Raw genomic sequence first — 23236 nt, forward strand, 5'->3', positions numbered from 1 at the left:
CGTCATGGCGCTCCCACGGGCTTGCGCATGTTGCAGCCGAGGCAAAGGCCTCGCGTCCGGTAGGTCGTGACGAGGCGTCGATACGGCTCTCCGTTCCAGATCTGCAGGAGCCCGTGGTCGTGCAGCGATCCGAATTCGCCGAGCGCGCGACGCTGCTCGTCTGGGGCGCAGCACGGATCGAACCGGCCCTCCGCGCTCACCCACGCCTCTTGACCCAAAAAAGGACATGGCCCGCCCGGCGCGAGGTCCTCGGACGCGGACTCGGAGAGGAGGAAGACATTCTCCAGCAGGAGGTATTTGCCATTCGGCAAGGTCTTCGCCGACGCCGCCGCCCGCGCATCCAGCACGGCGGCGTTCCATAGCCGGATCGCCTCGGGGCTCCGCCGCATCGACAGCCCTTTGATCTCCGAGAAATGCGCCCAGAGGTGGTGCCCCTTGACGCGATCGACGCCGAGCTCGATCGCGAGCCGCACGATATCGGCGAGCTCGTGGACGTTCGTCTCCAGGAACGTGAGCTGGAACGTGACGCGGCACCGGTCGGGGTTCGTCCGGGCGTGCGTGTCGCGAACCGCGATGAACGTGCGCACGTCGTCCAGCATCTTCTCCCAGCGCGCGCCGATCATGACGCGCTCCTGCGTGGCCTTCGTGGCGCCGTTCCAGGAAATTTTGACGTCCGACGTGACGGGCACGATCCGCTCGGCCCAGGCGCGCGCGCCGAGGCGCGGGAACGTCCCGTTCGTCGTGAGGTTCATCTTCACGCCGTGCCTTCGGCAGAGCTCGATGATCTCCTCGAAATGCTCGTAGAGGAGCGGCTCTCCCATGGTGGAGGGGATGATCTCCCGCAGGCCCTTGCCCGCAGCCTCTTCGACGACCTTGCGGACGAGCTCGATCGGCATGACCCGGCGAGGTTTGCCGAGGAGCCGCCGTTTGTCCTGCTTGTCGCTGTGCGGCGAGTGTTCCTCGCACATCACGCATTGCAGGTTGCAGGTGTCCGGATTCGTGTCGAACGTGATGCGCCACGGACCCGGGCGCGGATCGAGCCGAGCCGTGTCCCTGCGCGCGAGCGCTTGTTCGTAAAGAGCCTCGACAGCGCGCACGTGCGCATCGATGTCGGGCACGCGGCCCTGCGGATCCTGCGCGTATCCTCGGCGCCCGAGGCGCCGCGCGAGGGCCGGCTCGTCCACGAAGCGCTGCATTTGTGTCGCCAGCGCCGCGGGGTCTCGATGCGCGAACAGGAGGCCGTTGACCTCGTGATGGACATACTCTGCCATTCCACCGACGTCCGCCGTGATCACGGGGACGCCGGCCGCAAGGGCCTCGTGGATGACGAGCGGCGAGTTCTCGACCCACACGCTCGGCACGACGATGGCGTCGACTCGATCGAAGACGTCCCGCACCATGTCCTGGTTGCGATATTCAGGAAGCCATTCAATGCGGTCTTTCGCATCCCCGGGCAGGCGCCTCCCGAGCTCGTGCAGCGCGTCCGTATCCTGACCACGCGGTCGCCCCCAGATCCGGAGGCGCGTCTCTCCCTGAACTGCGCCGAATGCCTCGATCAAATGGTGAATCCCCTTGGCCGGAATGTGTGTCCCGATGTACCCGAACGTGAACGGCTCTCCCTCCTCGCGGCGCCGTCCTCGGAGCCGATCGAGGTCGAATCCATAATCGAGGTACGTGAGCTTGCGCGACGGGATCCCGAAGTGATCACGATACCGATCATGGAGGTACCGCGAGGGCGCGACGAAGACGTCCACGAGCTCGACCATCTCGCGCACGTGCTTCATGCGGCGCGACACCCAACCCGTCCAGTAGGTGACGTCCTCGGCGCGCTCGTCCGGCGCGCCGGAGAAGTACCGCGCGTAGCAGCGCTCGGCGCATTTTCGATCCTCCTGCCCGTTGCATGCTGCCCAGAGGTCGTTCGGATCCTCCGGGTGCATCTGCATGAACTGGCCGCGAGGACACATGAGCCAGTAATCGTGCAGCGTGTAAATGATGGGGATCTGCCGCGCAGCCGGGACGACGAGGAGCGAGGTGGAGAGGTGATTGAGGTGGCCCACGTGGACCACGTCGGGGCGGAGTTCGTCGCAGAGCTCGGCGAAGCGCTGATCCACCTCGACGTGCCTGTACCGATCACGGCTCCGAGGCACGTTGACGACGTGCAGCGTGACGCGCGGATCGGCTGCGTCGTGCTCGCGGCGGAGCGCGAACTCGGGCGCGAACGAGTCCTCCTCGCGCGTGAAGACGTGCACCTCGTGGCGCGGCGCGAGCGCGTGGCAGAGGGTCTGCGTGTACACCTCCGAGCCGGCGTTGTACCGCATCGGATACCCGTGAATGACCTGTAGGATCTTCATGTGCCGCTCCCCTGCCGAACCTCGTTCATCCTACGCGTGATCCCCTCGCGGATCCCTATCCGTGGAGCCCAGCCGAGGATTTCCGCCGCCCGCCCGGGAGCCCCGACGAACCGACGTACGTCGGTGGTGATGACTTGCTCGGTCATGGTTTCTCCGGACAAAAGAGGGCCGTGCCCCCGCCGCGCGACGCGCAACGGCGACGCGCAGCGGAGGAACGGCCGCGTTATGGGTCAGCCGGACGAGCTATTCGCCGTTCGGTTTGCCCGGAGTGGCGTTCGACGTCTCCTCATCCTTCCCGGGACCTAGAGACCCAACGCCATCGCCCGAACGGGCCTCGCGCGCTGCTTGTTCGGCTTGGGGCCAGGAAAGCCCCCGGGTCCGATGGTACAGCGGGTGCTGTTCGTTGAGCTGATTGGCGTGGTTATCCCGCTGTGACTTCGCGGACGACTTGCTCATGATGACCTCCTGATCACCGCACCAGCCCGTACGCGCCTATCAGAGCCGCCAAATGGCGAACTCTGCCTGGAGAACGGATGCCTAGGAACGTACGGACCTGACTCATCGAACCGGCGTCTCGGCTCAGGCACGACCCATTGGTCGACCAAGACGATCCACGGCCAGGCGCGCTTTTCCGCGCCCGACTACCTGACGCTGGTACTCCGCTGAGGAGTTGTGGAGGTCTCAGCAAGTTGACTCTTAACCGATGCTTGCTGCATGGTCAAGCAGCTATCGTTGAACGACCGTGGCTCGCACAAGCCCGCCCGTAGTAAACTCCGCCCGCATGGTTTTCCTCGTCGTCGGCGATGCCAACGCAGACCTCTCGAGCACGCTCGCGCGTTTCCCGGACGAGGGCGATGACGTGCCGATGACCGAGCTCGGCTACGGGAGCGGCGGATCCGGCGCGAACGTGGCGACGGCGCTCGCCAAGCTCGGCGCGCGCGCCCGGCTCGTCACGGCGGTCGGCAGCGATCCCGGGGCGGCGATCGCGCTCCGGGCCGCCAGGGAGGCCGGCGTCGATCTTTCGTTCGTCGAGACACACCCCACGGTGGCCACGGGGACCTGCGTCGTGGCCATTTCGCCGAGCGGCGAGCGGACGTTCCTGAGCTTTCGCGGCGCAAACGCCGTGGTCTCGTGCCCCGATTTCGAGGCGGTGTTCCAGGACGTCGTTCACCTGCACGTGGCCGGGCACGCGCTCCTCGAAGGCGAGCAATGGCTGACGACGCTCGCGTTGATGAAGGAAGCGACCCGCCGCGACGTTCCCCTTTCGATCGATATCTGCCTGCCGCTCGTCCGCGCGCGGGCCGAGGAGCTCTTCGCGCTCGCTCCGCGGTTCGCAGTGCTCTTCGGCAATCAAAGCGAGCTCGGCGAGCTCGGCGGATTCGCCCCCAATGACCACGGCGCCACCCCTTGCGAGGCCGCCATCGCGGCGCTCCTCGGCGCGGGCGTGCCGCTCGTCGTGGGCAAGCTCGGCGCCGAGGGCGCCGTCGTGGCCGAAGGGTCCACACGAACGCTCGTGCCGCCGTTTCCCGCCGACGTGCGCGACACGACGGGCGCCGGGGACGGGTTCGTCGGAGCATTCCTTTACGCATGGCGCCGCGGCGCCACCGCCGAAGGCGCGGGCAGGCTGGGCAATGCCGCGGGCGCGCTCGTCGTGAGCCGGCCCGGCGCAGCGGCGTCCTTGCCGGGGCGGGAGGAGCTTTCCTGCCTGCTCTCCCGGCATGGATCCGAGCTTCACTCTTCTTTGTTAGCGAACGACAACCCAACGATTGGAAGGGCGACATGACGCCTCCGTGGAAAGCGCGCCTCGACGCGCTCAAGCTCCGGGATCTCGGGGACCTCTTCGGCACGAAAAAGCCCGTCCTCGGCATGGTGCATTGCTGGCCGCTGCCCGGCGCGCCGGGATATTCGGGCTACGGGATGGACGTGATCCTGGAGAACGCAATCCGCGACGCGCGCGCGCTCGCGGAGGGCGGCGTGGACGGGATCATCGTGGAGAATATGTGGGACATTCCCTTCCGCGCCGGATCCCACATCGCGCCCGAGAGCATCGCGGCGCACGCGGTCGTGGCGCGGGCCGTGGGGCAGGCCGTGCCTTTGCCGCTCGGCATCAACCTCGTGCACAACGGCGGCGTCGCGCTGCTCGGAATCGCGATCGCCGCGGGTGCGAAGTTCGTCCGGGTATGCATGCTCGCGGGCGCGGGCGTGTGGGAGGCGGGATCGTGGGACGAGGGGTGCGCGGCGGAGCTCCTGCGGAGGCGTAAAGAGCTCGGCGCCGAGCACATCAAGCTGTTCGCCGACGTCGACAAGAAACATTCGGTGCGGTTCCCGGGCATCGATCTCGCGACGCACATCGAATGGACGCGTTTTTCCGGGGCCGACGCGCTCATTGTCTCCGGAAAGATGACGGGAGACGCGCCGGATCTCGCGAAGGTGCGGGAGGCGAAGGCGCTCGCCGGGGATTCGCCGGTGCTCATCGGCAGCGGCGCGACCGAGGAGAATGTGACGGCCTTCCTCGGCGCGGCCGACGGCGTGATCGTGGGGTCGAGCATCAAGGAAAACGGGCGCATCGAGGAGCCCGTCGACGTGGAGCGCGTGCGCAGGTTCGTTCGGGCCGCGCGCGCCGCCGGTTGATATCACCAAATTTCAAGCTACTCTCGCGCGCCGTGCCCTCCCCTCGACGCGTCCTTCCGCCGACGTTATCACTCGCCGCTGCTGCCGCGCTGATTCCGCTCTCCGGTTGTAGCGGTTCGACCGCAAAGGCACCGCCCCCCGAAGCTTCTCCCACCGTGACCGCGGCGCCCCCGCCTTCGGGCCATCCTTTGGCGGCCGAGGCGCGCCCGAAGGCGGACGCACCTGCGCCGTCGCAGCTCGATTTTCACGACCTCTTTGCCGGCGCGCCGCTGCGTGTACGCGACGAGGAGACCGACGAGCTCGTCGCCGTGCCCACGCGCCGCCTGGGCATTGGAATGCTCGTCGTGCCGACGGGAAAACTCATGGCGGGTGATCCGCTCGCGAACCTCTCGGCGAACCACGTGCTTTCACGCGCCGTCCCGCCGGGGCGTTACCCCGTCGAGCTTCTCCTCCAGGACGACGATCGAGGCCGCGCCGATTCGCTCGTGCTCGCGCGTGTCGTCTTCACCGCCGGCCGCCCGACGCGATGGGAAACGGCGGCGGTCGCGGGCCAGAAGCCCGCGCCGTCCCGCCCCGGAGCGCGCCTGGGATATCCGTCCGACGCCGCGACGGGTTGCTTCATGGATGCGAGCGTATTCGCCGAATACGCGCCGCCGGACCAGGTGCGGCAATCCATCCGCGGCGGCGTCGTGCACAAAGAATACGTTCGCGATGGCCGCGCCGAGCAAAACAGCGGCGACCTCATGAAGGCGCTCCAGGCAACCCGCCGCGCGCCGGGCGGGAGCCTTGGTCATGCCGAGTGGAAAGGGACGCTCGGAAACGTCGTTGCGTTTGCGCTCGGCGGAGATCAGGTGGTCCCGACGTACTGGGGGCTCGACGCGAACGGCGCGCCGGTGGAACTCGTTTCGGTCATCGACCTGGGTGAAGAGAGGTTTCCGGACGTGCGCTGGCCGGACGGTTGAGAAAAACCGTCAAGGCTCGGCGAATGCGCGGTAAATGGCCGGGTCCGTGATCGAGCGCAGTTTGCCCGAGCCGGCCACGAAGACGTAACGCGTGAGCACGTGGCCGACCTTGCCGCCGAAGCGCGTGATCTTGCGGCAATCGGCCGTATAGGTCTCGTTGTCCGCGGCGGCCGAGAAATCGCAGAGCTCGTGCACCGCCGCGTAATCTTCATATTTGCCAAACTCGTGCTCGAAGACCGAGACCGCCTCGGCGCGCGATTTTTCCTTGAGGAAGACGCGCACGCGCTCGTCGAAGAAGCCCGCGAGCGCGGAGGCGCGGCGCGCATTCAAGGTTCGTTCGAGGTCGAGGACGTTTTTCGCCATGGCCCGGAGCATGGCCGGCTGGATGTCGCGGCCCGCCGCGGCGAGCGCGGGCGTGCAGCAGGCGCCGGCGCGGAACGGGCTCGCCTGCGCGCCGGGGGCGACGGTTTTTCGGCCGCAACCCGACGCGCCGCCGCGCACGACGAACCCTGCGTCGCGCTCGGGCGTGAGGGTCCACGTCTCGACGGCGGAGACGGCCGGATCGGCCTCGCACGCGGCCTGCCATTGCGTGGCCGTGCAGAGGTGTTTTCCCGCGGCGACGCAGGCGTCCTCGGCGGCGAGCCAGGTCATGCCCTCGTCGCCCGCCGCGCGCTCGAAGGAAAACTCGCCGAGGAGGCTCTCGTCTGCGAGCGGCTTGCTCGCCACTTTGCGGGACGGGAGCGTGGGCGCGGCGGGCGCGAGCGCGGCGCTGGAAGCGCTCGAGGACGCGAGGGACGCGCTCGCGGGCGTCGATGCGGAGGGCGCGGCTTCGGGGTCTTTCGTCGGGGACGGGCTTTCGTCCCGACAACCGGTCCCGAGGACGAGCGAGAAGGCGACCAACCCGACGCGGACGAACATTCGGCAAGCAGCATACAGGCAAGCTCGGGCAAAGGGAACGCCTCGGCGGCATGGGCTCTGCAGGCGGTGTTTTTCGGGCGAAAGCGCCCGGACGAGGGGGACTTTGGATGAGCAAGCCGGCGGGCTGCAAACGGTGGTCGGTCGCGGAGGGGCACCTGGCGAAGCGGGCGGACGGCGACGGCGCGAACGACGTGCTCTGGCTGCTCAATGCCTCCACGCACGAGGCGCACGTGGAGATCATGGTGTACTTCGAGCACCGCGTGCCGGCCGGGCCCTACCGGCTCACGCTGCTGCCCGAACGGAGCCGGCGTATCCGCTGGCACGAGCTCGAAGGCCCGGAGCCGCTGCCGATCGGAACCGATTTCGCGACCGTGATCGAGTCGGACGTGCCGATCGTCGTGCAATATACGCGCGTGGGCACTGGAGGCGGGGGCGCGATGACGACGATCGCGCACTGGGAACGCTGCGGCATGTGACGCTCAGCGGACGGCCGGCGTGCAATTCGGATAGAGCCGCTGCATCGCGGTCGCGCTGCAAAGCCCGATGATGTCGGGCTGCGTGAGCGTGGTCCCCTGCACGGCGCGCTCATAACACTCGATCGGCGCGAGCGACTCGGCGCAGCGGCAAAGCTCTATCGCCTGCACGGAGAGCAGGAGCCCGGCTGATGCGCGCTCGTAGCAGGCGATCGGCGCGTCCGACATCGCGCCCGCGCAGAGGAGATAGGCGTCGTGTTGCGTGAGCATCGTGCGATCACGCGCGCGCTGGTAACAGCCGAGCGCAGGGAACGGATCCTCCGCCTGCACCGGAAGGAGCGCCGCGTTTTGCGGACGCGTGCCTTCGTGTTGACGGGAAATGGTGGGCGCGTCGCGCTCGCACGAGGCGAGCGAGGCGACGAGCGCAGCCCAGAACAAGGCTCCCCTCGTGCTCATGTCCGTCCGCGCATGCAATGGTCGGGCGCGAACGCGACGTTGCCGAAAAGCAACACCGGAGAGGCAGACCGATGCGAACACGACTTCGCGCCCCGCCGCCTCAGCAAGAAAAAGCACGCGAATGTGGGCGGGCGCCCCTTGACACGATTGCCCTGCATGCGCCATGTACGGCCTCTCTGCAAAGTCGGACGATCGGGCGGAACCGTGAGGACGGCAATGCAGTACACAAGCACTGGACACTGATTCTTCGATTACTTCGTTGACAGCCGAGACCACGAGGCGCCGGCGGTAAGGGAGCGGCACGGAATGGCGAGGCATGACGTTTCTGGGCTCCGCGACGTGGGGCTGCGGATTGGTTTGTCCGAGGACGCGGGCGGGGCGATGGCCGCCGCTCTGGAGGCGCTCGCCGCGCAGAGGGTCGCCGATCGCGATTTCTGCGTACGGATGCTGCCGCGCGTCTCGCGGACGTTCGCGCTCTCGATCCTGTCGTTGCCCGAGGGGCTCTCCGATTCCCTCTGCGCCGCGTATCTCCTGTGCAGGGTCGTCGACAGCATCGAGGACGCGAATCCGATCGCGCCCGAGACCCGCGTCTCGCTCTTCGACGCGTTCGACGCGCTCATGCGGGGCGAGGCTGGCTCCCTGACCGATTTCGAGGCCCGATTCGCGGACGAGGCCATCGGGATGGCCGAGGCCGATCGCGCGCTCTGCAAGGGCTCGGGCGCGGTGTTTCGCGTGTTCCGTGGGCTGCCCGCCGCCGATCAGGAGGCGATCCGGCCGTGGGTGCTCGAGATGAGCCGGGGGATGCGCGAGTACGCGGGACGCGCGGACGCCGAGGGCAAGACGCGGCTCCGCGACGTGGCCGATCTCGAGCGATATTGTTATTTCGTGGCCGGCACGGTGGGCGAGCTACTCACGTCGCTCTTCGAGCGCACGGTTCCCACGGCGAGCGAGGAGGTCCGCAAAGCGGCGCGGAGCCGCGCGACGCGGTTCGGGCTCGGCTTGCAGATGGTGAACGTGCTGAAAGACGTCGCCGAAGATTTCGATCGCGGCGCGTGTTTCCTGCCGGAAGACGTGCTCGCCCGGCACGGGGTTCGTCGGGACGCACTGCTCTCGCCCGAGGCGCGCGCCGGCGGCCTCGCGGCCGTGTCCGAGGTGTGCACGATCGCGCGCGGGCACCTCGACGCCGCCGTGGAGTACACGCTTTGCTGGCCCGGCCGCGAAGGCGCGGAGGTGCGCGCGTTCTGCGCGGTGCCGCTCGCGCTGGCGATCGCCACGCTACGCGAGGTGGAGCGCGGCGAGGACACGCTCGTCCGCGGGCGCGAGCCGAAGATCGACAAACGCCTCGTGGCCGAGGTGCTCGCCGGCGCGCGGCGCGCAGCCGAGAGCGACGCGGCGCTCACCGCCTTGTTTGCCCGCGCAGCCGAGGCCAGGCCGAGCGCGCCCGCGGGCGGTACGGGTCGCGCGACGATGCCGCTGCTCCGCGCGCGCAGGCCGCCGGTGCCGCCGGAACGGCGCGCGTCGATGACGGTGATCCGCGGCGGCGCGGATGCGAAAAAATCCTCGGGCGAGGCCTCTCGGAATGACGCGCGGACCCGCGAGGGGCGCGTGCTCGTGACGGGCGGCGCGGGGCACCTCGGGCAAAACCTCGTGCGACGCCTGGTCTCCGAGGGCAAAGAGGTCCGCGTGCTCGTGCGAGGCGCGCGCGGCGCGGCGGCGCTCGCGGGTTTGCCCGTCGAGGTCGTGACGTGCGACGTGCGGGACGCGGACGCGCTCGGCGCGGCGACGCGCGGCACCACGGAGGTCTATCACGCGGCGGCCATGGTGGCCGAGGGCAACGAGCAATCGTTTTTCGAGACGAACGTGCTCGGGACGCGCGCGCTTCTCGCCGCGTGTCGCGAGGCCGGCGTGCGCCGGGTCGTCGTGACGAGCTCGCTCGATGCGGTGCGGTACGACGCCGCGCACGGCGCGCCGATCGACGAGGCGACGCCGCTCGACCCGTTCTCCGCGCATTCGCCGCACGCGCGGACGAAGGCGCTCGCGGAGCACGAGTGCTTGAAGGCCGTGGCCGACGGGCTCGACGTGGTCGTGGTCGCGCCGACGACGCTGGTCGGGCCCTTCGACGAGCGGCCGAGCGCGATCGGGCGCGCGCTCGTGGATCACGCGAACGGCCGGCTCCGCGCCTTCGCGCGCGGCGCGCTCCTGCTCACGTCGACGCGCGACGCGGTGGAGGCCCACGTCGCGGCGATGCGCAGCGGGCGAAAAGGACAGAAGTACGTGGTCGCGACCGAGCTCGTGTCGATCGACGATCTGCTCTCGTTCTTCGAGGAAGCGAGCGCGCGGCGCCGCCCGCCGTTCGCCGTGCCGGCGCTCCTCGCGCGGACGCCCCTCGCGCAGAAGCTCGCGGCGGCGCGGATGCTCGGAGGCGAGCGCCCGCCCGGCGCGCCGGCGCCCGCGTCCTCGCCGCGGCGCGCGGACACCTCGAAGGCGGAGCGCGAGCTCGGCTTCGTGCCCACGTGCGTACGAAGCGCGATTTACGACGCCTACGCCGATTTCTTCCGTCGGGCGCTCGTGCCCGAGGGCCCCGCGTCGCGCGGGGCGCACGTCACGCGGCCGTGAGCGCGTGAGACCAGGGGCACGCTACGACGCACGGTTTGTCCGGGCGTCCGGTTTGCCCTCGCTTCGAGAGGGGGGACCGGTTCCGAGGAGCCGCCGGCGAATGCCGCGGCCGTGAATGACGAACGAGGTCCGTGCATGAATGGGAAGGCTGAGAGGATCGACTACGACATCGCCGTGATCGGCGCAGGTCCGGTCGGCTGCGTGTCGGCGCTCGCGTTTGCGGAGCGAGGCGCCCGGGTGCTCTTGCTCGAGTCGAATCCGCGCGCGGTCGAACGGCTCGCCGGCGAATGGCTGCACCCGCCCGCCGTGGAAATCCTCCGCGGGCTCGGCGTGGATCTGAAGGCCGGCACGACATATGAGTCGGGCCGCGGGTTCGTCCTGTACCCCGACGACGGCACGACCCCGATCGCGCTCCCCTACCGCGCCGGAAACGTCGGCCACGCGATCGAGCACGTCCGGCTCGTCGAGCGGCTGCGGGAGCGCGTGATGGGCGAGGCGAGCATCGACTATCAGCCCGGTTCGCGCGCGACGAACATCGTCGATCAAACCCTCTCGTACCAGCAGAAGGGCGGCGGGACGCGGATGATCCGCGCCGGGCTCGTCGTGGGCGCGAGCGGTCGCAGCGGCGTGGCGCACGCGGCGCTCTCGATCGACCGGAGCGCGGCGACGTACTCGCGCATGGCGGGGCTCCTCCTCGAAGGCGTGCGCATGCCGCTCGAAGGGCACGGGCACGTGTTCCTCGGCGGCCCTGGGCCGGCGCTCGCGTATCGGATCAACGATCGGCACGTCCGGCTCTGCCTCGACGTGCCGCTCTCGATGCGCGTGCAGCGCAGCAAGGCGGCGACGCTCTGGGAGGCGTTCTCGAACGTCCTGCCCGAGGCGCTACGCGGCGCGTTCCGCAAGGCGCTCGAGAGCGGCGAGATCGCGTGGGCGACGAACCAGATCCGCCCGCGCGTCGATTACGGCCGCGAAGGACTCGCGCTCGTCGGCGACGCGGTGGGCCACCACCATCCGCTCACGGCGCTCGGCATGACGCTCGGCTTCCAGGACGCGATCGGGCTCGCCGCAGCAAAGAGCTTCCGCGCCTACAGCCGCGAGCGCGCGATCCAGAGCCGCGCGCCGGAGATGCTCGCCGTCGCGCTGTACGAGGTCTTCGCCGACACGTCGGACGAGACGGCGGCGATCCGCAGCGGGATCTACGATCTCTGGCGCGAGCAACCCGCGGAGCGGATGCGCACGATGGGCTTTCTCTCGTGCGAGGACACGAACCCGCTGCATTTCGGCGGCTCGTTCCTGAAGGCGCTGCTCCGTGCATCGAGCGCGATCGTGCGCGACGGCGTGGTGCGTCGTGATCCGCGGCACGCGGCCGAGGTCGCGACCGAGCTCGGCATGCGCATCCGCTGGCTCATGCGGGCGACGCTGCACCTCACGCCAGCCGAGCCAACGCGGGATTTTCCGCGGTCGGCCGAGGATCGATACGGCGCGGCGCTGAAGGCGGCCGCCGGGCGCGCCGAGGTGCTCGAGCACCCGGCGGCGGAACGCGCGACGCGCCTCGGCAAGGCGCGGCTCGAACCGCGGACGGCGCTCGCGCGAGGCGTGCGCGCGCTCGTGGCCGAGCAGGCCGAGGACGGGTCGTGGGAGGGCGAGGTCATCTGGAACCCGATGCTCGCGGCCCAGTACGTCATGGCGTGCCACGTGATGGGCTTGCCGATCGATCCGGTGCGTCGGGAGCGGCTCTTGCTCCAGTTCGCGCGGACGCGGCTGCCCGATGGAACGTGGGGCATGCACGAGCTCTCGCAGCCCTACCTGTTCGTCACGACGCTCGTGTACGTGGCGGCGCGCCTGCTCGGCGTGCCGGCGGAGGATCCGCTCGTCGCGAAGGGGCTCGCGTTCATCCGGAGCGAGGGCGGCGCGGCGGCGATCCCGAGCTGGGGCAAGTTGTGGCTGTCGCTCTGTGGTCTTTATGGCTGGGAGGGCGTGCCTAAGGTGTTGCCCGAGGCGTGGCTCTTGCCGCGCTCGTGGGCGCTCCACCCGTCGAAATATTACTGCCACACGCGGTACATCTATCTCGCGATGTCGCTCCTCGTGGCCGCGCGGCCGACCGCGCCCGAGACGGCGATCACGCGGGCGCTTCGCAACGAGCTTTATCCGGGCGGGTTTGCCGCGGTCGATTTCGCGGCGGCGCGGCGGCAGCGGCGCGCGGCGGAGCTCCAGACGCCGCCGGGCCTGGCGCTCGAATTCGCTTATCAGGCGTTCGAGGTCGTCGATCGGCTGCGGACGCCGAAATCACGGGCAGGCCTGCTCTCGTCGCTCCGCGAGGAGGTGCGTTACGACCTGCGCGCGAGTGGGCACACCGGTTTGTCGCCGGTGAGCGGGCTGCTCGGGATCCTGGCGCTCTGGCTGAACGATCCGAAAGACCCGGACGCGATGCTCGCGCTGGAGCGGTTCGAGGGCTGGATCTGGGAAGACGACACGGACGGTCTGCGCGTCGCCGGAGCGCGCAGCGCCTCCTGGGATACGGCCTTCGCAGCGCAGGCGCTCGTGGCCGCCGCGAAGCACGTGGACGTCTCCGAGGCGCTCGTGCGGGCGGATCGATTCTTGGAGGAGCAACAGATCCGCGAGGCGGTCGGGGACGCAGCGGCGCACGACCGGCTCGATCCGCGCGGCGGCTATTGCTTCGCCGGGGTCTGGCACGGCTGGCCGGTGAGTGATTGCACGGCCGAGGCGATGCTCGCGCGGCTCGAATCCCCCCACGCGCGTGCCTCGGCCGAGGACATGGCAGCAGCAGCACGTTTCGTGCTCCGGTGCCAGAATCCAGATGGCTCGTTCGGGAGCTACGAGGCGCGCCGGACGATGGTGCCGCTCGAATGGCTGAACCCCGCAGAGATGTTCGGGGATTCGATGAGCGAAGCGGCATACGTCGAATGCACGGCCTCGTGCATCGCAGCACTCGCGGCATTCCAGCAGCATCACCCGGAGATCCTGCGGAGCGAAGTCGACACCGCGATCCGGAAGGCCGCCGCGAGCCTGCGCGCACTCCAGCGCGCAGACGGCTCGTTCCCGGCAGCCTGGGGCGTGTGCTTCATCTACGGCACGATGTTCGGCGTGCGAGGCCTGCTCGCAGCAGGCGCGCCGCCGCACGACCACGCCATTCGCAAAGCATGCACGTGGATCAAAGCACGCCAGCGGCCAGACGGCGGCTGGGGCGAGCACCACGAGAGCGCAATCCGCGGGCAATACCGCGAGAACGATCGAAGCCAGGTGATCCAGACAGCCTGGGCAATCACAGCGCTGCTCGAAGCAAAGGATCCAGACTGGGACGCGATCGATCGAGGCGCGCGGTTCCTCGCCGCCACGCAACGCGACGACGGCACCTGGCCCGCAGAAGAACCGGCCGGCATCTTCTTCCGCACAGCGCTTCTGCATTACACGCTGTACCGGAGTTATTTCCCCGTCGCGTCACTCGGCCTCTACGAGACGCGCAGGGCCGAACGCGAAGCCTGGGGACGCGAGCGCACAGCCACGTTCGAGCCGGCGTTCGGTTGAAGCTGAAGCCGTCGCGCCGGGGCGCTGCCCCGGGCCCCGCGGGGGCTGTTCGCCCCTCGACCCGAACCAGGCACGGCCTGGACCGGGGGCGGAGAAACTGCGCGATGCGCAGTTTCTCCGACGGGCCCGTGGCAAGACTACGAGGGTTCGTCTCACACGGCGACGGGGTGTCGCGCGTCGAACCGTCAGCGCTGCTGTCTTGGTTGGCAGGGTCGTCGCCGGTCTTGCCACCGGCTGTTCGATGAACTGCGCATCGCGCAGTTCATCGACCCCGAGTCCAGCGCTTGCGCTGGTCCGGGTCCAGGGGCGGACAGCCCCTGGTGGGGCCTGGGGCAACGCCCCAGCGAGTCAGCCGTGGGCTTGGCCCATGATCTTGTGCAGCTCGTCGATCGAGAAGCCGAAGGCGCGGGCGAGTGCTTGCAGCGCGAGACCTTCCTTCTGGCCGACGCCGCCGTCGAGCCATGCGACGGCTGAGGCGACGAGCAGGGTTGCGCGGCGGAGCTCCGGATCGGGTAGGATCTCGGCGATGGCGCGGGCGCGGGCGTCGATGCCTTCGGAGGCGCGGCCTTGGGCGTCGTTTGCCATGGCGGCGAGGTGGTCTGCGGCGAACTTGTTGTCCGTGAGGGCGCCGACGCGCTCGACGAGACGCTCGGATTCGCTGCTCGTGTAACGCCCGTCTGCGGATGCGACCAGATAGGCGGCCTCGACGAGCGCGCTGATCTGCGTGCCGACTTGTGCTTCCTCGGCGGCGTGCCTTGCCTCGGCTTCGGCCCTCGCGGCGGCTTCGCGCTCGAGCATTTCCTTGTACGCGTCGGCCTGCGAGAGGGCCTCCTGCACTGCTGCGACGTTCCCCAGGCTGCCCAGCCGCTCCACTTTCGCCATGATGACCTCCCTTTCTTTCGGGCAGGGACCTTCGCATGTGAGCGGCGGCATTGTCCACGCTCTTCCGGCGCGGGGGGGATACGATACCGATCGACCCATGCCCAAGGCGCTCCGACCGCAGGCCCCCGCTTGGCTCGCTCTGCTCCTGCCCTTCGCCGCCTGTGATCTGGGTGCGGCGACGCCGGAGCCTGTTGCTCGCTCCTCTGCGGCGCTCGTTGCGACCGAGGTGATCGAGATCGTGGCGCCGGACGGTGATCCGAGCGACTTCTTCGGCTTCTCCGTGGCGCTTTCGGGGGACACGGCGATCGTCGGTGTGCCCGACGAGGATACGAACGGCACGGATGCGGGCGCGGCGTATGTGTTCGTTCGGACGAACGGCGTGTGGACGTTCGAGCAGAAGCTCTTGGCGAGTGATGGCGGGCCGGGGGAATGGTTCGGACATGCGGTTGGCGTCGATGGGGACGTGGCCGTCGTGGGATCGCCGAGGGGCGACGGTGCGACGCCGGCGTCTGGGGTCGTGTACGTGTTCGCCCGGACAAACGGCGTGTGGACGCAGCGGCAAAAGGTGTTCGGGAGCGACGGGAAAGTGGGGGATACGATGGGGCAGGCGGTCGCGGTCGCGGGCGGGACGCTCGTCGTGGGGGCGCCGGCCGAGGACACGAAAGGCGCGGACGCGGGGGCGGTGTACGTATTCGGCGAGAATGGGGGCGTGTTCACGCAGCAAAAGAAGATCCTCGGGGCGGATGGACAGGCGGGGGATCGGCTCGGGGCTTCGGTTGGGTTGTCGGGGCAGACGGTGATCGCCGGCGCGCCGGGGGAGGACGACGCGGGGGTGGACGCGGGCGCGGCGTATGTGTTCGTCGGCGCGGGGCAGGTGTGGAGTCAGCAAAAGAAGCTCGTCGCGGCGGATGGGCAGGCGGGGGACGCGTTTGGCTCGGCGGTGGCGATCGAGGGGGATGTGGTCGTCGTGGGCGCGCCGCTCGCGAATGCGGCCGGGGGCGACGCGGGGGCGGGTTATGCATTCGCGCGCGCTGGGCTCGTGTGGGCGGACGCGGGAAAGCTCGTGCCGGCGGGGCTCGGGCCGGACGATCGGCTGGGGACGAGCGTGGCGATCACGAAGGGCCGGGTGATCCTGAGCGCGCTGCTCGACGATACGAAAGGCTCGAATGCGGGCGCGGCCTACGTGTTCACGGAGAGCGGGGCCGGATGGGTCGAGAATCTCTTGCTCGTGGCGAGCGATGGGACGGCGGGGGACGCGTTCGGGTTTTCGGTGGCGATGGAGGGGGAGACGGCGATCGTGGGCGCATACCTGGAGGACGACGCCGGGACGAACGCGGGTTCGGCGTACGTGTTCGTCCTGAAAAGCGAGAATGGGGAGGCGTGCACGACGGGCGCATCGTGCGCGAGTGGGTTCTGCGTGGACGGCGTATGTTGCGACAACGCGTGTGATCTCGGCGTGTGTGACGCATGCTCGATGGCCGCGGGTGCGAGCGCGGACGGGGCGTGCACGCTGCTCACGGGGACGGCCTGCGAAGACGGGGACGCGTGTACGATCGGTGATACCTGCGCGGAAGGCGTATGCACGAGCGGCGCGCCCAAGGATTGCGGCGGCGCCGCGTGCATGGACGGTCAATGCATGACGGAAGCGGACGCGGGACCGGATGCGGAGGCCGACGCGGACGCAGGCGCAGACGCGGATGCGGGTGCGGATGCAGCGGCGGACGCGGACGCAGACGCGGAGCCCCCCGCGGACGAAGCCGTTCGCCTCTCCGGCGGGGCTTGTCAATTTCGCCGCAGCGCCGGCGACCACGCCGGCTGGTTTTTCCTGACGCTCCTCGCGGCCGGGCTGCGGCGGTTCGCTAGGTCCGGTCGAGGCTCGCCGCGAGGGATTCGAGCCGTTCCTTGATCTCGTCCCGCGCGCGGCGGAATGGCGCGAGCATCCGCTCGCGACCGAACCTCATTTCCCCCTCACCCGGCTGTCATCGGCCTCGCGCCGCGTGACGCCCTCCCGATCGAACAATTCGAGCAGCGGGATCGCCTGCCTCCGACCGAGGCCCGACAGATCCTTGAAATCGGCGATCGACATGCGGCCCTGTTTGTCGAGGTGCTCCTTCACCTTGGTCCGCAGCCCGTCGATGTCCGCCCGAAAAAACCAGAGCTCGCCGGCGTGGATCGCGTGCCCCTCGCGCACGAGCTTCGCCAGGATCGCCTTCACTTCCTTGGGCGAAGCGCCCGAGGCCTCCTTGACGCCGAACTCGGTCAACCCCTTGAGCTGCGCCTTCTCCAGCGCCGTGAGCGCCGCCCCGACCACGCCGAGCGCGCCCGAAGCCGACGCCGCCGCAACCTGAGGCGCGCGCACGACGTCGCCCTCGACGACGATGGGCTCGCCCGCGACGCTGCCACTCTTCGAAGCCGCAAGCTTGATGATCTCTTCGGCCGCCTCGGCGCCAGCCCGCGCAGCAAGGCGCGCGCGCAAGGTCTCGAGGACCATGCCGCGATCGAGGGGGTTTTTCTTTTGATGTGCAACGACGAGCCCACGCGCCTCCACCGCGAGCTCGACGAGCGCAGCCCGCGGAACCCAGCCGAGGCGCTTGATCCGCGCGAGCTCGCCCTTGTCGCCGAGCTTGTCCGCCGCACGTTCGAGCTCGGCCGCAGGCAAGGAGAAGCGCGAGAGCAAGGCGTCACGAAGGAGCGGGCGCGGCGAGGATTCGAGGGCGAGCGCGCGCATGACGGCCTGCGGTTCACGCGTGGCAAGGAAGAGGGCTTCGAGGACGGCAAGGCGCGCAGCGCGGCCACGCTTGCGCAAGCTCTGGGGCGGGCGCGCATCGAGGACCTCACCGCCGCCGAGGACGGCACCCGCAGGGCCGTCGACATCCGAGCCACGCAGGACGAACCTGTCACCGCCGACGACGGCGAGCGCATCAGCAAGGCGCAAACGAGCGAGGCGGCGGCCATCGTCGAGCGGTTCGCCGAGGAGGTCGAGCTTGCCCGAGGAGCGCGCAGTGCCGATGTACACGGAGACGCTCATGCCACTGCGCACAGGGGCCGTGGCCCGAAGCGAGACGTCGATCCGGCGCGTGGGGACGACGCTGGGATCGTCGGTGACGAGGTCGCCGCGGTGCACGGATTCGAGCGGCAAACCCGCGAGGTTCAAGGCAAGGCGCGTCGGGGCCTCGGCGACGTCGACAGCGCGATCATGAATGTGGAGGCCACGCGCACTCGTCCTGTGAACCTCCCCCTCGGCGCTGCGCTCGCCCGCGCGGCCGGTGCCGACGACGAAGAGAGGCCCACCGAGCGGAATCTTGCCCTCGACGAGCGTACCCGTGACGACAGTGCCAGCGCCACGCACGGAGAAGACGCGGTCGACACCAAGGCGCGCACGCGGCGCAGCCGCAGGCGGCGGGAGCGCAGTCAAAGCACGCCGAACAGCGTCACGCACCGCATCGAGGCCCTCACCCGTGCGCGCGGAACAAAGCACGACCTCAGCCTGCATACGGCCCGCGAGGAGCTCGACAGCCTCATCGCCAGCAAGGCGCGCGAGCTCTTCACCCACACGATCCATCTTCGTGACGACCACGACGGCACGGCGAACGCCAAGCAGCTCGCAAGCCGCAACATGCTCGCGCGTCTGCGGCATGACGCCCTCATCCGCAGCGACGACGAGCATGACGACCTCCATGCCAATCGCGCCGGCAATCATCGTGTGCACGAGGCGGCGGTGGCCCGGCACGTCGATGATGCTGACCTCCATGCCGTCGTCGAGCTTCCACGGCGCAAAGCCGAGCTCGATCGTGATGCCGCGGCGCTTCTCCTCCGGCAGGCGATCCGTATCGATGCCCGTCAGAGCACGAACGAGGGTCGTTTTCCCGTGGTCGACATGACCCGCAGTGCCGAGGACGAAGCGGCGCACGGCGCGAGGGTAGCCCCGCGCAAAGAAACCCGCTAGAAGAGCAGGTGGAAGCGCGCGGTCGGCTGGTGCCACCCCCGGTCTTCAAAATCGGTGCGGGGCAGTTCCGCTGTCCTGGGCAGGTTCGATTCCTGTGCGCTTCCGTCGTTTTTGGCGGCGTAGCGCCGGGGTTTCACCCCGGACCCCGACCAGGGGCTATCCACCCCTGGACCCGGACCAGCGCAAGCGCTGGACTCGGGGTCGATGAACTGCGCGATGCGCAGTTCATCGAACAGCCAGTGGCAAGACCAGCGACGACCCTGCCAGCCAAGACAGCAGCGCTGGCGGCTCGACGGGCGCCCCCCGTCGCCGTGTGAGACGAACCCTCGTGGTCTTGCCACGGGCCCGTCGGAGAAACTGCGCGATGCGCAGTTTCTCCGCCCTCGGTCCAGGCCGTGCCTGGTCCGGGGTGCAGGGGGCGGACAGCCCCCTGCTGGGGTGCGGGGCAAAGCCCCGCTCCGCGCATCCCCTCTCAGCCCTCGCCAGGGTCTGTCTTGCCGTGGATGCCGTGGCGCTTGAGGTACGTGCGGACGTGGGCGCGCTCCATGCCGGCGCGGCGTGCGATCTCCGAGATGTTGCCTTTGGCCTCGTCGAAGAGTGCTGCGAAGTATTCGCGCTCGAACCGTGCGAGCACGTCGTGCTTCGCCTCCTGGAATGCTTTGCCCTTGAACGACGCGCCTGCGCCGGTGGATACCGGCCCGCCTGCGCTGCTCGACGGCGGCGGGCCTGCGACGTGGGGCTCGTGGATCTCCGTCAGCGCGCCGAGATGCGCTGCCACGTCGAGCTCCTCGCCCTCGCCACCGAGTGCGTAGGCCACTGCGACGGCGTTCTTCAGCTCGCGCACGTTGCCTGGCCAGTCGTGACGCATGAGCCGTTCGAGTGTGGAGTTACTGACTCGATCGAATGCGCCCTCGTCGCCGCCGAGATCTCGCAGCATGCGACGCACGAGCACTGGGATGTCTTCGAGCCGCTGGCGTAGCGCGGGCAGCTCCACGCGCACTTGCGCCACGCGGAAGTAGAGGTCGCTCCGGAAGGCGCCCGTGTTCACGGCGCGCACGAGATCCCGCCGCGTCGCTGCGAGCACGCGGACGTCGACCTCGCGGTACGACGAGCCGCCCACGCTCTTGATGCGACGTTCTGCCAGCGCGCGGAGTAGCTTCGGTTGCACCTCGATCGGCAGCTCGCCTAGCTCGTCGAGGAAGATCGTCCCGCCCTCGGCCTCCACGAATGGCGAGAGACGCTTGTCGACGGCTCCCGTGAATGCGCCGCGCTCGTGGCCGAAGAGCGTCGCCTCCGCGAGGCTCGACGGGATCGAGCCGCAGTCGACCACGACGAACGGTTTTTTCGCGCGCGCGCTCGCCTGGTGGATCGCTTGCGCCACCACCTCCTTGCCCGTGCCCGTCTCGCCCGTGATGAGCACGGTCAGGTCTGTCGGCGCGACCTTGGAGAGTTTTTCGAAGATGCCGCGCATCCCGGCGCTCTGCGCGACGAGCGGGCCGAAGGCTGGGATCGAGGGCACCGTGATCCGCTCGGGCCGCGCGGGCTCGAACGAGAGCTCGGTCTCGCCCAGCCGGAGCTTGCATGCGGCGAGCAAAAAGACCTCGCCGACGCGCACGCCGCCCGCGAACGTGCCGTTGCGACTGCCGAGATCTCGCACGCGTACGCCCTGCTCGGTGGCCACGAGCTCGGCGTGCACGGCGCTGATCTTCGCGTCGTCGAGCACGATGCTGCACTGGGCGTTGCGGCCGACGATCACCGGCTCGGTGCCCACTTCCACCCAGCCCGCTTTGCCGGCCTTGATGCGGCCTCCGCGGACTTCGACCTTGTTTCGTGAAAGGACGGTCGCGTCGTTCACGGCGTCACCCGATTCGTCACCTGCCGGTCCTGCGTCCTCGCCCCGGCTCCAAGGAAACGTCGAGCGCTTGCCCGAGCAGCGGCGTATCCACCGTCTCCGTGGGTGGATGATCGACCCACGTGGGCTGATCGTCCTGGCTCCCCGCCACGTCCGATTCGTCCGCGACCGTCGGCGGATCGGGGGGCGCGAGGACGAGCGACGAGGGCTCCGGCGCCCGTGGCGGCGGCGGCGGCTGGATCACGCGTCCCCCCGGCGCGAGCGTGCGCCACGCGTCGAGCGCCTCGCGCGCCGAGCTGAATCGGTTCTCTCGTTTGCGTTCGAGCGCGCGTTCGAGGAACCGCTCGATCCCTGCGGGCCAGCGGTCTCCTGTCGCCTCGGCCAGGCTCGGCGCTTGTCGTTCGAGCTTCATCGCCACGAGCAGCGCCGCCGTCGTCCCTTCGAAGGGCAACCGCCCCGAGAGCGCGCGGAATGCGACGGCGCCGACGGCGTAGATGTCTGCCCGTTCGTCGGCTCGCGCGGCGCCGCGCACCTGCTCGGGGGCCATGTATGCGAACGAGCCCAGCGTCGCGTCGAAGGCCGTGAGTGTCGGCTCGTTTTGCTCGCCGTCGCCGCGCTTGAGCTTCGAGATCCCGAAGTCCAGGATCTTCGCGCGCTCGGGCCGCTCGGGGTACGCCGTGCGCTCGAGGAAGATGTTTCCGGGCTTCAGATCCCGATGGATCACGTCGGCCGCGTGGGCTGCGCCGAGCCCGCAGAGCACGTCTTCGATGATCGGAAAGACCTCGGTGAACGGCAGGTATTGCTCGCGCTTCAGCCGGTCGGCCAGGCTCTCGCCGTCGAGCCGCTCGAAGACCAGCAAATGCGCGCCGTCGGGCGTCTGGCCCACGTCGAGCAGGCTGCAGACGTAGGGGCTCTGGATGGCCGAGGCGATCTTGGCCTCGCGCTGGAAGCGCTGCACGAGGTCGGGCTTCACGGCGGCGCGGGCGAGGAGGACCTTGATGGCCACCTCACGCCCGGTCGTATCGCTGCGAGCAGCCCACACCTCGCCCATACCGCCGCGGCCGAGGAGGCGGGTCACTCGGTAGCCCGCGAGGATGTCGCCAGGGTGGATCGCCACGGACCGGGGGTTTGGGGGCGAAGCTCGGGTTATCCGAGCGTAGCTCCCAAGCGTTGACCTGCATCGATGACCGTACCAGCGAAGGCCCGGATATTGGAAGGAAGAAACGCGGCGCGTGTTTCTCGGGAAACGCTTGCGCGCGCGGGCGCCCGAAAAGTGTTCGGATCCCCTCGACCCTGCCTTGCACTGCCTGTACGCTCCGGCCGGCCATGCCGCGAACCGCCGAGGACGTAGAGAGCTTCCTCCTGCAACTGAGCCGCCACTTCGAGATCGACGGCGGCACTTACCTCGTCTCCGCAGGCGCGGAGATGCCGCCGATCGCGATCCGCGTGGCGCCGCCGATCCTCGCCGTGCGCGTTGCGATCGGCCCGCTGCCGCAGGATCCCGAGCACCAGAACAAGCTGTTCCGCCGGTTGCTCGAGTACAACGCGACGGACCTGATGCACGCCGCCTACGGCATCGACGATCACACCGTCGTGCTCTCGGCCGCGCTGCCCCTCGACAACCTCGACCTCAACGAGCTCGAGGCCACGCTGAGCGACCTCGACCTCGCGTTGGCGCGTCACGTGCCGACGCTCCACGATCTCGCCACCACCTAGCTCACCTAGCTCGCGAGACGAGACCAGTTCTCGGACGAGAGGCCAATCGAGATGGGAATTTTCGCGCGACTCGCCACCCTCATCAAGTCGAACCTGAACGACCTCATCAGCCGCTCGGAGGACCCCGAGAAGATGCTGAACCAGGTCGTCATCGACATGTCCAACCAGCTCATCGAGGCGAAGAAGCAGGTGGCCGTCTCGATCGCCGACGAGAAGCGTCTGGCCAAGCAAGCCGAGCAGGAAGCCGCGAACGCCGCCGAGTGGGAGCGGCGCGCGATGCTCGCGATCAAGGCCGGTGACGACAACCTCGCGAAGGAAGCGCTCGCCCGGAAGAAGGAGCACGACCAGCTCGCCGCGTCCTACAAGGACCAGTGGCAGAAGCAGAAGCAAGCGGTCGAGCAGCTCAAGACGGCGCTGCGCCTGCTCAACAACAAGATCGAAGAGGCCAAGCGCAAGAAGAACGTGCTCATCGCGCGCAAGAAGCGCGCGGAGGCGCAGAAGGCCATCCAGGAGACGCTCTCCGGCCTGAACAACGCCTCGGCCTTCGAGACGTTCGATCGCATGTCGGCCAAGATCGACCAGATCGAGGCCGAGGCCGAGGCCGCGGGCGAGATCCAGGAGCAGTACACGGGCGACACGCTCGCGCACCGCTTCGGCCAGCTCGAAGCCACGCAAGGCGCCGAGGACGACCTCATGGCGCTGAAGCGCAAGATGGGCGTCGTGCCGCCCGAGCCGCCGAAGGAGGCCGCCCCCGCGCAGGTGCGCGTCGCGGGCCCGGCCCCCGCCCCGCCGACGCAGGCCGAGCAAGACGAGCTCGCCGCCGCGCTCGCCGAGCTCGAAGCCGAAGAGCAACGCGAGCAAGCCCGCATGAAGCGCTAATCGAGTAG

The 23236-nt window shown here is 69.2% G+C and carries 16 protein-coding genes and 1 tRNA gene; 10 read left to right on the forward strand and 7 right to left on the reverse strand.

Annotation, left to right across the window (positions count from 1 at the left end):
- Window positions 1–2: 2 nt before the first annotated feature.
- Window positions 3–2351 (reverse strand): glycosyltransferase, encoded by a 2349-nt coding sequence (locus QHF84_RS32125; RefSeq protein WP_281317299.1) that lies wholly within the window; start codon window positions 2349–2351, stop codon window positions 3–5.
- Window positions 2352–3132: 781 nt separating this feature from the next.
- Between QHF84_RS32125 and QHF84_RS32130 the strand changes: the two genes are divergently transcribed.
- From QHF84_RS32130 to QHF84_RS32140, 3 genes are all read left to right on the forward strand, one after another.
- Window positions 3133–4134 (forward strand): carbohydrate kinase family protein, encoded by a 1002-nt coding sequence (locus tag QHF84_RS32130; RefSeq protein WP_281317300.1) that lies wholly within the window; start codon window positions 3133–3135, stop codon window positions 4132–4134.
- Window positions 4131–4982 (forward strand): BtpA/SgcQ family protein, encoded by an 852-nt coding sequence (locus tag QHF84_RS32135; protein WP_281317301.1) that lies wholly within the window; start codon window positions 4131–4133, stop codon window positions 4980–4982. The genes QHF84_RS32130 and QHF84_RS32135 overlap by 4 nt, the downstream gene beginning before the upstream one ends.
- Before the next feature lie 155 nt (window positions 4983–5137).
- Window positions 5138–5944, forward strand: coding sequence for a DUF4241 domain-containing protein (locus QHF84_RS32140; protein ID WP_281317302.1), 807 nt, complete (start codon window positions 5138–5140; stop codon window positions 5942–5944).
- A gap of 9 nt (window positions 5945–5953) precedes the next feature.
- Here QHF84_RS32140 and QHF84_RS32145 read toward each other — a convergent pair whose 3' ends face one another.
- Entirely contained in the window at window positions 5954–6862 is a 909-nt protein-coding gene (locus QHF84_RS32145; RefSeq protein WP_281317303.1) for a hypothetical protein, read from the reverse strand.
- 107 nt (window positions 6863–6969) lie between these two features.
- Here QHF84_RS32145 and QHF84_RS32150 point away from each other — a divergent pair, with 107 nt between their 5' ends.
- Window positions 6970–7338, forward strand: a complete 369-nt coding sequence (locus QHF84_RS32150) for a sensory rhodopsin transducer (protein ID WP_281317304.1) — start codon at window positions 6970–6972, stop codon at window positions 7336–7338.
- Window positions 7339–7341: 3 nt separating this feature from the next.
- On the opposite strand, the gene QHF84_RS32155 is transcribed toward QHF84_RS32150, so the two are convergent.
- Entirely contained in the window at window positions 7342–7791 is a 450-nt protein-coding gene (locus QHF84_RS32155; protein ID WP_281317305.1) for a hypothetical protein, read from the reverse strand.
- Between the two features lie 306 nt (window positions 7792–8097).
- Between QHF84_RS32155 and QHF84_RS32160 the strand changes: the two genes are divergently transcribed.
- Together QHF84_RS32160 and QHF84_RS32165 are read left to right on the forward strand one after the other, a co-directional pair.
- Window positions 8098–10407, forward strand: coding sequence for a squalene/phytoene synthase family protein (locus tag QHF84_RS32160; protein WP_281317306.1), 2310 nt, complete (start codon window positions 8098–8100; stop codon window positions 10405–10407).
- Between the two features lie 135 nt (window positions 10408–10542).
- The gene (locus QHF84_RS32165) at window positions 10543–13953 is read left to right on the forward strand and encodes a prenyltransferase/squalene oxidase repeat-containing protein (RefSeq protein ID WP_281317307.1); all 3411 of its coding nucleotides are present in this window, start codon (window positions 10543–10545) and stop codon (window positions 13951–13953) included.
- Window positions 13954–14301: 348 nt separating this feature from the next.
- Here the strand turns inward: QHF84_RS32165 and QHF84_RS32170 are convergent, their stop codons facing one another.
- Entirely contained in the window at window positions 14302–14835 is a 534-nt protein-coding gene (locus QHF84_RS32170) for a tellurite resistance TerB family protein (RefSeq protein WP_281317308.1), read from the reverse strand.
- Between the two features lie 97 nt (window positions 14836–14932).
- On the opposite strand from QHF84_RS32170, the gene QHF84_RS32175 reads away from it, so the two are divergent.
- The gene (locus QHF84_RS32175) at window positions 14933–16741 is read left to right on the forward strand and encodes an FG-GAP repeat protein (RefSeq protein ID WP_281317309.1); all 1809 of its coding nucleotides are present in this window, start codon (window positions 14933–14935) and stop codon (window positions 16739–16741) included.
- Between the two features lie 51 nt (window positions 16742–16792).
- Here the strand turns inward: QHF84_RS32175 and selB are convergent, their stop codons facing one another.
- Entirely contained in the window at window positions 16793–18817 is a 2025-nt protein-coding gene (gene selB / locus QHF84_RS32180) for a selenocysteine-specific translation elongation factor (RefSeq protein WP_348652900.1), read from the reverse strand.
- Here selB and QHF84_RS32185 point away from each other — a divergent pair.
- Window positions 18792–18886: transfer RNA gene (locus QHF84_RS32185), tRNA-Sec, on the forward strand. The genes selB and QHF84_RS32185 overlap by 26 nt on opposite strands.
- A 367-nt stretch (window positions 18887–19253) precedes the next feature.
- Here QHF84_RS32185 and QHF84_RS32190 read toward each other — a convergent pair.
- Both QHF84_RS32190 and QHF84_RS32195 read right to left on the reverse strand, forming a co-directional pair.
- On the reverse strand, window positions 19254–20636 hold the full coding sequence (locus QHF84_RS32190; RefSeq protein WP_281317311.1) for a sigma 54-interacting transcriptional regulator: 1383 nt from the start codon (window positions 20634–20636) through the stop codon (window positions 19254–19256).
- Window positions 20637–20652: 16 nt separating this feature from the next.
- Complete coding sequence (locus QHF84_RS32195) at window positions 20653–21750, reverse strand: serine/threonine-protein kinase (protein WP_281317312.1); 1098 nt, start codon at window positions 21748–21750, stop codon at window positions 20653–20655.
- 209 nt (window positions 21751–21959) lie between these two features.
- Here QHF84_RS32195 and QHF84_RS32200 point away from each other — a divergent pair, with 209 nt between their 5' ends.
- Entirely contained in the window at window positions 21960–22349 is a 390-nt protein-coding gene (locus QHF84_RS32200) for a CesT family type III secretion system chaperone (RefSeq protein ID WP_281317313.1), read from the forward strand.
- A 51-nt stretch (window positions 22350–22400) separates the two neighbouring features.
- On the forward strand, window positions 22401–23228 hold the full coding sequence (locus QHF84_RS32205) for a PspA/IM30 family protein (protein ID WP_281317314.1): 828 nt from the start codon (window positions 22401–22403) through the stop codon (window positions 23226–23228).
- The last annotated feature ends 8 nt before the right edge of the window (window positions 23229–23236 follow it).

It is taken from the genome of Polyangium sp. y55x31, from assembly GCF_029946505.1.
Lineage (GTDB): Bacteria > Myxococcota_A > Polyangia > Polyangiales > Polyangiaceae > Polyangium.